This window comes from Alteromonas sp. AO-Serp (assembly GCF_017849675.1).
In the GTDB taxonomy this organism is placed as follows: domain Bacteria; phylum Pseudomonadota; class Gammaproteobacteria; order Enterobacterales; family Alteromonadaceae; genus Alteromonas; species Alteromonas macleodii.
Genome location: NZ_JAFLMX010000174.1, coordinates 1 through 15977, shown reverse-complemented (window position 1 = coordinate 15977; position 15977 = coordinate 1). Strand labels below are relative to the sequence as shown.

General features: G+C 46.1%; 10 protein-coding genes. 6 read left to right on the top strand and 4 right to left on the bottom strand.

The features are described from left to right. The 4 genes from QVA83_RS12240 to QVA83_RS12225 form a co-directional block, all read left to right on the top strand. Window positions 1-1563: DEAD/DEAH box helicase (locus tag QVA83_RS12240; protein ID WP_287498503.1), on the top strand; the 1563-nt coding region annotated here is incomplete at its 5' end. Window positions 1564-1692: 129 nt separating this feature from the next. After that, window positions 1693-3075 carry a siroheme synthase CysG gene (gene cysG / locus QVA83_RS12235; RefSeq protein WP_156077869.1) on the top strand — a complete coding sequence of 461 codons (1383 nt, stop codon included), beginning with the start codon at window positions 1693-1695 and terminating at the stop codon, window positions 3073-3075. Between the two features lie 318 nt (window positions 3076-3393). Continuing rightward, window positions 3394-4962 (top strand): tryptophan halogenase family protein, encoded by a 1569-nt coding sequence (locus QVA83_RS12230; RefSeq protein ID WP_156077868.1) that lies wholly within the window; start codon window positions 3394-3396, stop codon window positions 4960-4962. Window positions 4963-5096: 134 nt separating this feature from the next. Beyond that, window positions 5097-6101 carry a hypothetical protein gene (locus QVA83_RS12225; protein WP_231513034.1) on the top strand — a complete coding sequence of 335 codons (1005 nt, stop codon included), beginning with the start codon at window positions 5097-5099 and terminating at the stop codon, window positions 6099-6101. 7 nt (window positions 6102-6108) lie between these two features. Here QVA83_RS12225 and ccoG read toward each other — a convergent pair whose 3' ends face one another. The 3 genes from ccoG to QVA83_RS12210 all read right to left on the bottom strand — a co-directional run bounded on the left by ccoG (window position 6109) and on the right by QVA83_RS12210 (window position 10605). Further along, window positions 6109-7482 carry a cytochrome c oxidase accessory protein CcoG gene (ccoG, locus tag QVA83_RS12220; protein ID WP_156077867.1) on the bottom strand — a complete coding sequence of 458 codons (1374 nt, stop codon included), beginning with the start codon at window positions 7480-7482 and terminating at the stop codon, window positions 6109-6111. A 234-nt stretch (window positions 7483-7716) separates the two neighbouring features. Continuing rightward, complete coding sequence (locus QVA83_RS12215; RefSeq protein ID WP_156077866.1) at window positions 7717-9114, bottom strand: aminotransferase-like domain-containing protein; 1398 nt, start codon at window positions 9112-9114, stop codon at window positions 7717-7719. A 93-nt stretch (window positions 9115-9207) separates the two neighbouring features. Then, window positions 9208-10605 carry a PhoH family protein gene (locus tag QVA83_RS12210; protein WP_014978266.1) on the bottom strand — a complete coding sequence of 466 codons (1398 nt, stop codon included), beginning with the start codon at window positions 10603-10605 and terminating at the stop codon, window positions 9208-9210. Between the two features lie 522 nt (window positions 10606-11127). On the opposite strand from QVA83_RS12210, the gene QVA83_RS12205 reads away from it, so the two are divergent. Continuing rightward, window positions 11128-12525, top strand: a complete 1398-nt coding sequence (locus QVA83_RS12205) for a gluzincin family metallopeptidase (RefSeq protein WP_156077865.1) — start codon at window positions 11128-11130, stop codon at window positions 12523-12525. 1 nt (window position 12526) lies between these two features. Here the strand turns inward: QVA83_RS12205 and QVA83_RS12200 are convergent, their stop codons facing one another. Next, window positions 12527-13318, bottom strand: coding sequence for a DUF4019 domain-containing protein (locus tag QVA83_RS12200; protein ID WP_156077864.1), 792 nt, complete (start codon window positions 13316-13318; stop codon window positions 12527-12529). 329 nt (window positions 13319-13647) lie between these two features. On the opposite strand from QVA83_RS12200, the gene rapA reads away from it, so the two are divergent. Continuing rightward, window positions 13648-15977, top strand: a 2330-nt coding sequence (gene rapA, locus QVA83_RS12195) for an RNA polymerase-associated protein RapA (RefSeq protein ID WP_287498502.1), incomplete at its 3' end; no start/stop codon positions are given.

Below are 15977 nucleotides of genomic sequence, written 5' to 3'. Positions count from 1 at the left end.
CAATTACTGGTATTGGCCCCAACCCGTGAACTAGCTATTCAGGTTGCAGAGGCGTTTCAGGTTTATGCGAGCTTTAGTCAAAAAATTAAAGTACTTCCAGTATACGGCGGTCAGTCGTACGACAACCAAATTCGCCAACTTAAGCGCGGCGTTCAGGTGGTTGTTGGTACACCAGGCCGTATCATCGACCACATTAAGCGCAAAACACTAGACTTAAGCGAACTTAAGTTCTTAGTGCTAGACGAAGCAGACGAAATGCTTCGTATGGGCTTTATCGATGACGTTGAACTTATTCTTAGCCACGCACCAGAAGAGCGCCAAACCGCACTGTTCTCGGCAACTATGCCTGGCCCAATTAAGAAGATTACTCAGCGATACTTGAAAGACCCTAAGCACGTTAAAATTGCGTCTAAGGTAAGTACAGCTAGCACCATTCGCCAGCGTTATTGCCAAATTGCACCACACCACAAGCTTGAAGCGCTAACGCGTATCATGGAAGTGGAAGTGTTCGACGGTATGATCATATTCGTACGTACGAAAACCGCTACGGTTGAACTAGCAGATAAACTCTCTGCTCGTGGTTACGACGTAGAACCACTAAACGGTGATATTCCTCAGGCTGCTCGTGAGCGCACTGTTGAAAAACTTAAACAGGGTAAAATTGATATCCTTGTCGCTACCGACGTTGTAGCCCGTGGTCTTGACGTTGAGCGTGTAAGCCACGTTATCAACTACGATATCCCGTACGACAGCGAATCTTACGTACACCGTATCGGCCGTACTGGTCGTGCTGGTCGTCAAGGTGATGCGATCCTATTTATCTCTCATCGCGAAAAGCGCTTGTTATTCTCTATCGAGAAAACTACCAAGCAGCCTATTGAAGCAATGCCAATTCCTTCAATTAGTGAAATTAATGAAACACGTTTAAGCCGCTTCAAACAATCAGTTGCCGAAGCAACCCAAGACGATAGCATTGAATCACTAATGCCTATTGTTGAGATGATTAAAGAAGAAAACGAAGCGTCCCCTGAAGTATTGATGGCGGCACTGCTTAAAATTGCGCAAGGCGACGAACCGTTAATTCTTAAAGAATCAGATCGTCCAGATATTAACAGCAAGCCTCAGCGCGACAGCCGCGAGAGAAACTCTCGTGACCGTGATGGTCGTGAGAGAAAGCCAAGAGTACCTCGTGGAAACCGCAAGCCTGAAGAAGGCATGCAGCGCTTCCGCATTGAAGTAGGTCACGTACATGGTGCGAAGCCTGGAAATATCGTTGGCGCTATTGCTAATGAAGCAAATATAAATTCGAAGCACATTGGCGCTATCGAAATTTATGACAACTTCAGCACGGTAGACCTTCCTGAAGGTATGCCTAAGGAAACGCGCGATACGCTACAGGGCACCCGTGTTGCTGGTCAGCGTTTGAATATTCGCGAATGGTCAGATACACCGCCGGCTAAAGGTCGTGGCGATCGTGGTAACCGTGGTGACAGAGCGCCTCGCGGCAATCGTGAAGACCGCCCTAATCGCGGAGATCGCGAAAACCGTAAGCGTAAGAACTAAATAGCAATACATTCAGCCTTTATATAACTTATAGCAATATAAAGGCTGTTTTCGTTGTTTTCTAATTAAAAAGAATTGGCGCAAAATAGTGTCAGTTCTTTTTTTGTATTTGAAGCTAAGAAAACCTTTATGGATTACTTTCCGTTATTCCTAGACGCCAGAAAACTCAATGTTCTTATTGTTGGGGCTGGTGAAGTAGCAGCCCGTAAGCTAGAGCTTATTATGAAGACACCTGCGACCATCACCGTGGTGGCGCCTTGGGTTTGCGATACGGTGAAGCAATTGGAGCAAAATGAGAAAGTGACACTTATTGAACGCGAGTTTGAAAATAGTGACCTCACCCATAAAGATATGGTCTTCATTGCCACAGATAAAGGCGATGTTAATCAACATATTCACGACTTAGCGCGCGCTAACAAAGTGTTGGTGAACGTGGTGGACAATACGCCGCTTTGCCAATTCATCACCCCCTCTATTGTTGACCGCTCTCCTATCGTTATTGCTATGAGTAGTGGTGGTGTAGCGCCTGTTTTGCTTCGTTATTTACGTCAAAAGTTAGAGACTGTGCTGCCTGCTAACTTAAGTCGACTTGGCGCATTTTCTGAAAAATTCCGCGAAAAAGTAAAACAAACGCTTAATGGCGTTACCGCTCGTCGATACTTTTGGGAAGACGTGCTCGATGGTGACATTGCTGAAATGGTAGAAAAGGGCCAAGACAACAAAGCCGATGATGCATTCGAATTAGCACTGCAAGCCGCGGCTCAGGACAAAAAAGTAGAAGGGCAAGTGTATTTGGTGGGAGCAGGTCCTGGCGACCCCGATCTTCTTACCTTTCGCGCCTTGCGCTTAATGCAAAAGGCCGACGTGGTAGTCTATGATCGCTTAGTATCGCCGCAAATTCTTGAGCTTGTACGCCGTGACGCTGAGAAAATCTACGTGGGTAAGGCCAAAAGCAATCACACGCTTCCTCAAGACGACATTAACCAGCTAATGGTTGATGAGGCCAAAAAAGGCAATCGCGTAGTGCGTCTAAAAGGCGGCGACCCATTCATATTTGGACGCGGTGGAGAAGAAATTCAAACCCTCATTAAGCACGGTATTGAGTTTCAGGTTGTGCCGGGCATTACCGCAGCAAGTGGGGCATCTAGCTATGCGGGTATTCCCCTAACTCACCGCGATCACGCACAATCCGTGGTGTTTGCAACAGGTCACCTTAAAAACGGTACTATCGATCTTAACTGGCCAGCCCTTGCACAGAAAAATCAAACCGCTGTGTTTTATATGGGTTTGACAGGCTTGCCGATTATCTGCGAAAAGCTCATTGAACACGGTCTTGATGCCAATACGCCTATCGCTTTAGTTCAATCGGCGACTACCGAAAAGCAGGCGGTACTAACAGGCACGCTGAGTAATATTGTGGCTAAGCAAGAAGAGGCGCAATTACAGCCTCCTACACTTATTATCGTCGGTTCAGTTGTTAGTTTACGTGACGAGCTAAACTGGTACCAATAATCCCTTCCTGCCCCTTTGTGTTAATAAAGGGGCTCTGTACCAGCCTTTCCGTTTATGAACGTCGGCTTCTACTTACCTCCTCTTCAACATTGCTCTACCGCAATTTCCCAACCGACTACCAACATCTGCCCCAGTAATTTCCCTGTGTATTATTGGCAGTAAACAATGCTGCCTGTACTCGTAGTTAATTGCGCTATTTCCTGACTACCGACTAATTATGTAAACGTTTCCACTCACATTTAAGCCCCATTTAATATACATTTAAGAAAAACCAAATCGTTAACATTTTGTTTTCATAAAGTAGGCTTTGGGAAAAATATGCATCAAGCGAATAGCCCCCTTCGTCGTATTGTTGTTGTAGGTGGTGGTGCCGCTGGCTGGTTAACCGCTTCAATCATCGCTGTAACGCACAAGCACGATGACAATATTAGTGTCACCTTAGTTGAGTCACCAGATGTCAGTATATTGGGTGTAGGCGAAGGGACGTGGCCTACTATGCGCAGTACGCTTCTTAAAATTGGTATCAGTGAAGAAACCTTTTTAGCCCAGTGCAATGCGTCTTTTAAACAGGGTACCAGTTTTCACAATTGGCGCTCAGACACCGTTGAACATCAGTACTACCACCCTTTCAGCCTGCCATTTAGGTACTTTGAAAGCGACGTTGCGGCATGGTGGCAAAGCTACGCAGCAGAGCAAGATTTTGCACATGCCGTATGTTCCCAGGCCGCATTATGCGACCACCATCTCGCCCCCAAGCAGCGTCAAACGCCTGCGTATGCTGGCATTGCAAACTATGGTTATCACCTTGACGCAAACAAGTTTGCAGCCTTACTTCAAAAGCACGCGACAACAGTTTTAGGTGTTCAACATATTGTGGATCATGTGGATGATGTGGTTGGCTCATCTTCAGAACCTATTGCTGCAATAGTGGGTCGTGAACACGGTAATATTACTGGTGATCTATTCATAGATTGTACAGGCTTTGCGGCAAGGTTAATTGGTCAGCACTATGGTATCCCCTTAACATCTTGCTCCAACGTACTGGCCAACGACAGTGCTATCGCAATCCAAGCTCCCTACGTTGACAGCTCAGTTGATATTGCCTCTACCACACACTCAACAGCTCAAGACAGTGGCTGGATTTGGGACATTGGTTTGCCTTCGAGAAAAGGTGTGGGATACGTGTATAGCTCAGCGCATTGCAGTGAAGATGAAGCAAGAGCAACACTGGAGACCTACTTAAAGCACGACAAGAAAACCGCTGATGTGGATGTTAGCAAAGCGAGAAAGATCACATTCTCACCGGGCTACCGTAAAACGCTTTGGGTAGAGAATTGTGTCGCCATCGGCACATCTGCTGGCTTCCTAGAACCTTTGGAAGCGTCGGCGCTTGTCATGATTGAATTATCTGCCACCCACATAGCAAAACAACTGCCTAGAACATATAAAGAATGCCAAGCGGCTGGTCGACAGTTTAATCAGGCTTTCGAAAAAAAATGGGAAAGAATAGTCGACTTCCTAAAGCTTCATTATGTGTTGAGTGAACGTGAAGCTTCTGCGTACTGGCGTGATATGCGGAACCAAGAGAGCTGCTCCACCCAGTTACAAGATTGGCTAACCCTGTGGAAAAGCCGCAGCCCTATTTCATCTGATTTTGAACTTCGTGAGGAATTGTTCCCCGCGGCCAGCTATTTGTTTGTTCTATACGGCATGGGATTCAGGTCGCAGTACAATGATGTCTATCAAGCCAATTTGCACACTCCTGAACAGCGGCAGGCCTACGCAAAACATGTACAAAGTATTCAGCAACAACTCAGTGGTTTACCCACTAATCGACAGTTTTTGAATCAAGTAGCACAATCCCAAGGTCTCTCAATGCACTATTGACGACCTCTGCTAGGGTAATGGGCTGGCACGACCCAAGGCAAAGGCTTCAAAATAGCCTTTGCCTTGTTTTTTTCATTTTCACGCGCATACTCACAAAATGAGTGAGCAATTATTGAGTTAACCCAACGATAACAATGAAGCTTCACATTAACTCGAAAAAAAAGAACATTTGGCGCTTTATTAGTAAGGTAACGAGATACCTTGGTCTCGCTACGGTCCTTGTGGTTTTCCATGCTCAGCATGCGCTCTCTGAACAACTCGAGTTCAAAAGAAAAAAGACTGATACCGGCATGCAGTTCTATTACGAATGGATTGACGGTGCGAAGCAGCGACATAACCTCAGGTTTGAAATTCCCTTTGAGTCAATTGAAGACTTGCCGCTCAGGCAAACTAATTACAAGCCCAAAATAGCACAGCGACACGTGACTGTTGCGTTGACCAAAGCAGCAAAGGCTATCGACCCCAAAGACGCAAAAGTAACAATCAAGCCCTTGAGAGAAGCCATTAATATTAAAGTGTCGGGGACTGACGAAGAGAAAATAGAAGACGTTCAAGCGCATTTACGTGACGTACAGCAAAACGCTTACGATAGCTACTTGCATGAACATTACTTCACGCGCTTTACGACCATATTTAACCAAAGTGCCATAAAGCCAGATCACCTGCGTTACATCTCTGAGTCAGTAAAACCTTTGGTGTCCGTTTCTCAAGCGTTTTACGAGAAAGTCGCGTCTGAGTCAGATTCTAGAGCCTATTTTTCTTTAATTCTCAGTTGGCTGCAAAGCATCCCTTACGACACGTTAGAAGATAGAGTAGTGAGTAATGGCTCTGGGTATGCGCCGCCCATAAGTGTGCTTATGCAGAACCTAGGGGACTGTGACAGTAAAGCAGTGTTAGCGTCTTCAATGGTAAGAGCTTTTTTACCTACTACAAAGATGATTGTGCTTTACCTGCCCAACCACGCCTTGCTTGGAATTGCATTAACCCCCATGGCAGATGACCGAACCATAGAGCACGATGGCGACGTTTACGTGCTCTATGATCCTACGGGACCGGCACTCATTCCTTTCGGGCAAGTATCCGAAGATACAGAGCGCAACATTGTGACCGGGCGCTACCAAGTGGAAGTAGTAGATTAAGTTTCATCTACATTTGCCTGTTATTCCCTGAATAGAACATCACTTCATTGCCAATCACACTGTTGGTAGATTTATCGATAATAACAAAGCTAACAGATTGCATGGTATTAGCCATTGGCGACAGTGCTTCAACTGAAAATGGCACATTTCGCTTTTCGCCTGGTGCTACGTTTATAGTCGGTACGTTAATAAGCTGCATATCTGATGGCGTTTCTATAGCAATTTCATAGGTTTTGGCCACGCGGGATTTATTTAAAACGGTTAACGTATAAGTGTTTTCAATGTGTCCCGCGTTGTTCTCTCTGTAAAGCGCGTTGCGGTCACGGCTAATTGAAGCTTCGAAGTCCTGCCTGTCGATAGCCCACTCGCCCATTGCGAGCAGTATGGCAATGATTGCGGCGCCGTAAAGATAGTTAGTGAATTTACGCCCAGAATTCCTGCCAGCTCGCGAAAAATTGATAAGTTTGAGTGGATAGCCAAATTTGGCCATGACCTTGTCGCATGCGTCAATACACAGGCCACAGTTAATGCACTCGTACTGAATTCCTTCACGAATATCTATGCCTGCTGGGCAGACTTGAACGCATAAATTACAATCGACACAATCGCCCAAGTCTTTGTGCTGTGAAAAACGCTTCCTTGGTCCGCGACTTTCTCCTCTGGTTTCGTTGTAAGTAACCAATGACGTACTGTTATCAAACATCGCAGCTTGAAAGCGAGAATAGGGGCACATGTGCGTGCACATTTTCTCTCGAAGCCAACCGGCATTGGCATAAGTGCAAACGGCAAAGAACATAGTCCAGCCTGAAATTAACGCAGGCGCAGAGAAAGTGAAAAACTCCGTATATAGACGAGATGCCGGATAGAAGTAAGACATAAAAACCAGCGCAGTAATAAGGCTTAATGCCAACCATGCACTGTGTTTTGCCCCCTTTACGACTACTTTTGTTAGTGAGCTAGGCTGCTTATCTAAAGCCTTGCTTTGATTGTGCGTACCTTCAATACGGCGCTCTACCCAATTGAAAGCGAGAGTCCATACGGTTTGAGGGCAAGTAAAGCCACACCATACTCGCCCGTAATGACGGGTGACTAAAAACAAAACAAAAGCCGCAAGAATAAACAGAAAGGCAAAAATCATGAGGTCTTGTGGATACAAGACCCATGCAAAAAGCGTGAGGGTTTGACGCCCCACATCAAACAAAATCGCCTGCTGTCCTTGGTATTGAATAAAGGGGAGCGCAACAAACAGCGTCACTAATATTACATTCAAGTATCGACGTATTTTTTGAAAGTGCCCGGTTTCCTCACGGATATAGATTTTTTTGCTTTCTACGGGTGTACAAGCAATGATGTCTTCTTGCCGAATTTTAACTGCCGTCATTAGCTTTCTCCGAAAATTTTGCGCTAATGGTAGGGATTTAAGGCCGTTAAAATAGAAACAGATTAGGGGTTTCTTTATAGATCAGTTGCAATAGATTTTAAGGAGTAGATATTTAAGGCGTAGACTTTGAAGTCGCAGATTTTTAAGGTGTATGTTTTTCTTGTTTCAAACTTGCTCCCTTTACAGAATGTGCAAAAACTACGGTTTGCGTTACACAGAGTGATAACGCGTTATTTATGAAAGACTTTTTATAAATAGCGAAAGCTTAAGCAGTTGATTGCGCTTCGCTTCATTCAGAGCAAACGATGCATTTAAACGAAAACAATGGTTAAACTCATTGGTTAAGCTAAACAGTTTTCCTGGCGCAATGGTGATGTGTAAACGCAACGCTTCTTTATAAATAGCCATTGCATCAACATGCCCCCGGCATTCCACCCACAAAAAATAGCCGCCGCTATGTGTATGAATAGTCGCAACGTCTGATAGAAGGTCGGTAAGCAGCGCCGTTATCGTCTTCTTACGAGCGATGAGTTTTTTTCGCAGCTGCTTTAAATGAGACTCGTAATTTTTTGTGGATAAATAGTCTACAAGCGCAAGCTGTATCGGCGCACTGGTTGCCAATGTACTCATAAGCTGCTGTTTTTGTATTTCAAGGGCACGCTTACCTGCGGCGACCCACCCTATTCTGTACCCTGCCACTAAAGACTTGGAGAACGATGAACACAACATACTATCTCCCTCTTTCATAAAATGCTTAATTGGCAGAGGTGGACGCTTATCAGCATAAAGCTCGGCATACACATCATCTTCAATAAGGGCAACATTATACTTATCCAGTAACGCGGCCACCTGCTGTTTTTGAACGTCACTCAATGAGTATCCAACAGGATTTTGAAAGTTGCTCATAAGCCAGCAGGCTTTCACATTATGATTTTTAAATGCGCGCTCAAGTGCAGCTACATCCAATCCAGTGTTGGGTGATACCGTTACAGTAATCGCTTTTAGACCTAAACGTTGAAGCGCCTGCAGCGTTCCGTAAAACACCGGCGACTCGACCACCACCCAGTCTCCTGGTGTGGTGCATGCCTGCAAACTCAAGTTCAGCGCCTCTAGCGCACCAGCGGTAATAATGATTTCATCAGGCGATATATTCACGCCTTTGGCGGCATAGCGCTTAGCGATGATTTTTCTGAGCTCCAGGTTACCTGGAGGCAAATTATCCATGGCGCTGGTCAAGGAAATTTGCTGGGCGGCAGCTGCAATAGACTTATTTAAATGTTGCCTTGGATAAAGGCTTGGGTCGGGGTAAGCAAATCCTAAACTGAACATGTGGGGGTCGCGAGAGGCCTGCAGCACTTCATATACAAAGTCGTTAATGCTGACGGCTTCTGTGGCCTGTACACGTTCTTTTGAGGCATTGCTCGCTTTAGCTGTTACCAGAAAGCCCGAACGTTCTTGGGAGCTGACTATGCCTTGGCTTTCTAACATCTGATAGGCGTGCAGCACTGTCATTAGGCTGAAGCCTGTTTGTGCTGCCTGTTTGCGAAGCGATGGGAGCTTTTCATTTTCTACCCACACGCCGCGCTCAATCTGCTCTTTAAGTTGGTGAGCTAAAACTTCGTATTTAGCCACGTTATACTCCGATAGTTCCCACCAGCGGAGTATAACAGTGAGGACAGTATTCTGTTATAAAAACAATACTGCCAATTTACGCGTTATCTTAGGTTAAAGATTCTCTTCAGCAAAACTCGCAAGACGACTTCTTACCACGCCGTCTAGGTTAATGGTGGCACTGCCCGAGAAGTCTTTAAACTTCTCAACCAAGTAAGTAAGCCCCGATGTCACTGCGCTCAGATAGTTACTGTCTATCTGCGCCAAGTTACCGCCCACTATCAGCTTCGTTCCTTCACCACAACGTGTGATGATCGTTTTAAGCTGTGACGCGGTTAAGTTCTGCGACTCATCCAAAATCACAATCGCATTTTGAATACTTCGGCCTCGCATAAAGTTTACCGACTTATACTGAATGTTGGCTTTTTCCATGATGTAATTCATAGAACCTTTGGTATTTTCGTCGTGCTTGTGGAGTACTTCCAAAGAATCGGTAATTGCTGCCAACCAAGGCAACATTTTTTCTTCTTCCGTCCCCGGTAAAAAACCAATCGACTCAGCAATTTCCGGCGTGCTTCGCGTGACAATGATTTTGTCATACATGTTACGCTCTACCACCATTTCAAGGGCTGCCGCTAACGCAAGGAGCGTTTTACCACTACCGGCAGGGCCTGTGAGAATAACCATATCAATGTGTGGGTCTAGCAGCGCATGAAGCGCCATGGCCTGCCCTATATTTTTGGGTGTGATGCCCCAGGCATGACGACCCATCAAGCGTTCGTAACCTAAATCCAACACCTCTAAATGATCGTCGGTGATCTCTTCTACTAAACCTGCAAACTGTTTAGTTTCGTCGAGCAAAAACTCGTTTACATACGCTTCTGGCAACATAGACTTGGGGATAGTGTGAATAGTGTCGCGCCCTTCGCTGCGGCTATCCACGCTTTTTACGCTATCCCAAAAATTACCTTCAAAGGTATGAAACCCGCGAGATAAATATTTGATGTCAGTAATTAGCTGGTCGGTGCGGTAGTCTTCAACATGAGCGAGGCCTGCCCCTTTCGCTTTAAGGCGCATGTTTAAGTCTTTGGTAACCAACACCACTTTTTGCGGCGCGAACGTCTTTTGCAAGTGCAGCGCTACGTTAATAATGCGGTTGTCATTCTCGTTGCTGGTAAACACTTGCTGAGCCTCAACCATGTTGAGATCGGCGAATATAGATAGACTCCCTGTAGGTGCCGTTTGACCCGCGCCCAACCCTTCCATCGATACACCCGCTAGCATATCTTCTGGCGTTGCGTCGTGGAGTAAATCCTCCATTGCCCGAATGGATACCCGTGCATCACGCGCCACGTCTTTTTTGCTGTCTTTGATGTAGTCGAGCTCTTCCAATACGGTCATTGGAATAACAACGTCATGTTCTTTAAAGGAGAGAAAAGCGTGAGGTTCGTGCAGCAGAATATTGGTATCGAGGACGTAAATCTTAGTATCGGTAGAATTTTTTCTTGGCATCCTTCACTCCGGTAAATAAAGCCAGGTTAGACGTATTGTTCATTTATGAACGCACGCGCTAACAAGCTACAGTTACGGTTGTAGGAGAATGCCGCTCGAAACAGGACTTCTTCCCCTACTCGCGTCGACTGAGAAGCAGTACTACTCTTTCTGCCTCAAAGGTTCGTTTGTTAAATTAGCGAACCCTTAATTCCACCATAATCCAGTTTTTGAGATTTAGCACTGTTTTTTCTTTTTTATTTTTCGTTAGAGCAAGTGAGAAGCGACGAACAGTCCTTTCACGTTATATGAGATAGCACAGCGCTCCCATTCTGCATTAAACAAGAAACTGGCATACTTGGTTCGTAACAAATGCTCACACTTTAACTACAGTTAGCGCAGTTTTAGCTACGTTTTTGATACCCAAATAGGCTAAGGTGTACATGTTGAAGCGGTGAACTAAACACGGGGGCTAACCCAATGCCACAACACCTCAATAAAGTGGATGCGTTTAAATTAATAACACTCAGGGAAAGATCAGCTATGAATTGGCTTAACATCACAAAAATAAAAACGGCCATAAGCATGACGTTATCGCTACTAGCGTGCTTTAACGTTGAAATTGCATGGGCGAATAGCCAAGCGCACAATGATTCTTCCCCTGCTAACATTCTAATCAAGGTTGAGAAAAGCACGGCTGATACGTCTGAAAAATGGGTAGTCACCTACACATTGACTACGCCAGCCAAAACGCTGGCTTTTGTTAGAAACCCAGATACATCAAGAACAACACGTTGGTTCGCGCAAGACAACGACATAGAAATCGTCTTTGATAACGTCAAACACCAAGAACTTGTACGTTCGAAGTCAGGCTGGCCCCTCTCTACCGTGTCATTTTTACTGACGCCCACCTATAAACACTTGGGTAAAGATTACGCACCATTTTCTCCTTTTTCTGATGGTGGAAATGCCTTTCACTCTGGGCGACTGTTTGCTTGTGCTAATACCTGTACTGAAGAAGATAATAAATGGCACCTGACACTCAATGTTCCCAGTGATGAACACATAGTGTTGAATGGCAAAGTAATGAAAAGCAGCGTGTCGTGGACAGATAACAATGATGGAAGAGTCGTGTATGTGGGTAAGCAACAGCCAATTATTACCGATGATGTGGTTGCCCTAATTGATCCCGGGCTTCCTGAAAGCATTAAAGCTTCGCTAGAAGAAGATATACCCAACATGATGGCGTTTTTCTCCCATTCTCTTAATCCGCTTAAGGGCGAAAAGCCCATGTTATTTGCCTCTTACGCAAACGTAGACGATCACTCTACACAAGGTGGAACACTACCTAACCAGATATTTATGCATTGGAACAGACAAGACTTAAATGAGCAGGCCAATAACAGCAGCTTTGTTAACCAAACACTTTGGTTCTTTGCTCACGAAGTCGCCCATTTATATCAGCCCGGCAGTACTGAAGGTGTATCAGAAAACGAGGAGCAGTCTTGGCTGCACGAGGGCAACGCCGACTACTTTGCGGCAATCGCCATGAACTTCCTCTACGAAGACGCCAATAGCTACGTTGAAAGCCGAATGACCCGCGCTTTCGAGAGCTGTACTGAAGGGCTGGCGCAAACAACGCTGGCTCGTGCTTATAAAAACGGACACTTCAATCTTTATTATTCATGCGGGATGATAATGCACCGCGCCATTGATAGCGTGGTGCAACAAAAAACGTTAGGTGAGGAGTCGCTGTTCACCGTATGGAAGCGACTTCAAAAAGCAGTGAATAGTGGCATGCCACCTGGCACAGCGACGTTCCTAACCTTGTTAGAGCCCTACAATGCACCTGAACTTATCAAAGCCATCAACAATGCAACGAGCGATGATGCTTTCAAAGCCATTCAAGGAATTGAAACTTTGCACCAGTTACCTGAGTAGGCTACTTAATGAAGTAGCCTATTGCTTTATATTCGCCATCAACTTCCACCATAGAAAGGGTCTCTACTTTCATTGTGGTCTGGGAATCAAAGTCAGTGGTGAACGACAAAATTAGGTAGTTTCCTTTAGGCAATCCAGGCAGTGAAGTTGGCGCTTGTGCTAACGCGATTTCCCTCGACTTGGCCGCCCCCAATGGCTCCCTGACTAGCTGCATCGCCTCGGTCCATTTAGCTACTGAAATACCGCTTCTAAAAATAGCCCCACTCTCTTTCCAGCTTTGTTCATATTCACCGCTGTCGATAAGTTCCAGCCAACTTGTTGCATCTTCAAGGACTTCGCTACTGACATTAACTGGCTTGCCAGCTTCAATTACTTGGTTGCTACCATTGTTTGCATTGACCGTTTGCGCATAATAAATAGCAACGAACAAACTGATGGCGAGCGCTAGCGTGATCCAAAGAACATGTTGGGGATTCAACGACGCTGGCCGGTCACCCTGCAGCTTAATTGAATGATGAGCTGCGGCATTCTCGCCCGCAGTAGAAGTTTGCGAGGTTGGCAGCCCTTGAGGATGACTTGTGGTGGCGTGGGTTTCACCCATTAAAAGCGCATCGGGCGTCGTTTCGAAAACTGAAGCAAGTGCGCCTATTGAATCGTGTGATGCAGATTGTGTTTTCTCAATTCGCTGAATAGTACGCAAACTCAATCCAGACACATCTGCCAGATGCTGCTGACTCCATGCCCTAGCATTGCGAAGTTGTATAAGCTTTTGACTGTCTACTTTCATATCCATCTCGCGCTTCCTCCTGTTAGCTGCGATTCACATACGTTAAAAACGTAACGCGGTTAACAGTAAGAAATATCCATGGTCAGTGATACGACAGTTTTACGCCAACCCTGTGACAAAGCAAGCCTGATGGGCACGTCAACGTTCTTATTCTTTTGCTACCAGCATTCTCGTTGTGAAGCAAAGAAGGCCTACTAGTGCTAATCGTCTTGTTAACGCAAGGCATAGGTACTCAATCCCCCCACCTGCAACCGCAAATCAAATGAGCTAGTATTAATGACTTATCACAACGCAATGCGTACAATACCGCCCCCCGAAAAATAGGTTGGTGATTTATGAGTTCAGATAGTCAATTTTCAGTTGGTCAGCGTTGGTTAAGCAACACAGAAATAGAGCTGGGGTTAGGTGTCGTTATCGGTAGCGACTTCCGTTCTGTCGAAGTGTTGTATCCAGCAACAGGCGAAGCGCGAAAGTATACTAAGCAAGATGCGCCGCTTACGCGACTAATTTTTGAAATTGGCGAAACGGTCAAAAGCCAAGACGGCTGGGAAATGACCATTACTGAAAAAGAAGAAAGCCAAGATCTTTTCATCTATCACGGGCTTCGCGAAGACACCAAAGCGCAAGCGCGATTACCTGAAACCATGCTAGACAGCCACATTCGCTTGAACCAACCTGAAAAGCGCCTGTTCAGTCAGCAATTAGACAACCCTAAATGGTTCGATTTGCGCGAGCGTGCTTTAGATCATCAATACGATTACTTACGTTCAAACACCATTGGTCTTGCAGGTGCGCGCATATCGCTTATTCCGCACCAACTCCACATTGCGTCAGAGGTAGGCGGCAGACACGCACCTCGCGTATTACTTGCCGATGAAGTAGGTCTTGGTAAAACCATTGAAGCCGCGTTGATTATTCACCAGCAGCTTAAAACAGGCCGCGCAGAGCGCGTGCTTATTTTGGTTCCAGACTCGCTCATGCACCAATGGTTAGTTGAAATGCTTCGTCGCGTTAACCTTCCTTTTGCCATTTACGATGAAAGTCGTTGCGAGGCTATAGAGAAGAGCGAAGGCTTACAAGATGACGAAACATCTGACGCGAGCGCTGTGAATCCATTCGAAAACGACCAGCTAGTACTTTGTAGTATCGACTTCCTAAGCAAGAGCGAAAAACGCCAGCAGCAAATTCAAGCTGCAGGATGGGATTTAATGGTTGTCGATGAAGCCCATCACCTTGCGTGGTCAAGTGAGGCTCCCTCTGCAGAATACTTGTGTGTGGAAGCGCTGGCAAACCAAACGCCAGGCGTATTACTGCTTACCGCAACGCCTGATCAACTTGGTCACGAAAGCCACTTTGCCCGCTTGCGCCTGCTCGACCCGGCTCGCTTCCATAGCTACGATGCATTCTTAGATGAAGAATCGAAATACAGCCAACTGGCCGATGCGGTAGCGCCATTACTTTCAGACGCCGAGCCTAACGACAAACAACGCAGCAAACTCGCAGAATTCGCGCCTGACGTAATGGAACATGCGGGTGATTTAAGTGCGCCGGAAAATCGCCATGCGCTGCTGCACCAACTTATCGATTGTCACGGCACAGGCCGTATGCTGTTTAGAAACCGCCGCGCCAATATCGAAGGCTTTCCGATGCGTAAATTAAGCGCTTACGAACTGGCTTTGCCTGAGGTTTATTCAGATGCCGTGAGCGGCGGCGACTTAACCTATTCACTGTATCCTGAACGTATGGCAAGCGTGGTTAACAGCTGGACCAAGCAAGACCCGCGCGTTGAATGGCTGCTTGATTTCATGCAAAGCGTTAAGCCAGAAAAGATTCTGCTTATTTGCGCAAGCGCCCGTACAGCGCAAGAGTTAGGTGAGGTTATTCGCACGCAAACCGGTATTCGCCACAGTGTATTCCACGAAGGCATGAGCATTGTGGAGCGCGACAAGGCGGCCCATTATTTTGCTGATGAGGAAGACGGCGCACAAATTCTACTGTGTAGTGAAATTGGTAGCGAAGGTCGTAACTTCCAGTTCGCTCATCATTTGGTGCTGTTCGATTTGCCTATCACGCCAGATCTGCTTGAACAACGTATTGGTCGTCTTGACCGTATTGGCCAAACCCAAACCGTACAAATTCACGTGCCGTATTTAGCGAAAACCGCGCAGCACGTATTACTAGATTGGTATCACGAAGGGCTGAATGCCTTCGAAAAGACCTGCCCCACGGGCTCTGGTGTGTTTGACGACGTGAAGCCATTGCTTATTGGTGCCTGCTTACACCCTGACGATATAAGCGCCCGTGATGAGCTAGTGAACATGAGTGTTACGCTTAATAGCCAGCTCGTGGCGCAGCTTGAAGCCGGTCGCGATCGTCTTCTAGAGCTTAATGCTTCGGGAGAGGGCCGCGTAGAACAACTGCTTGAAGACATTATTACCCTTGATAGCGAACAGGATTTATCCCGCTTTATGGGCCGCGTATTCGATGCTATCGGTGTTCAGCAGGATGAAAAAGGCAATGACTGCTTTATTCTTATGCCAACCGAGTCGATGGTGAGCCAGCTTCCAGGTCTTGACCCAGAAGGCATGACGGTTACTTACAAGCGCCGTGTAGCCACCACGCTAGAAAACGTACAGTTTTTAAGTTGGGATCATCCACTTGTGCA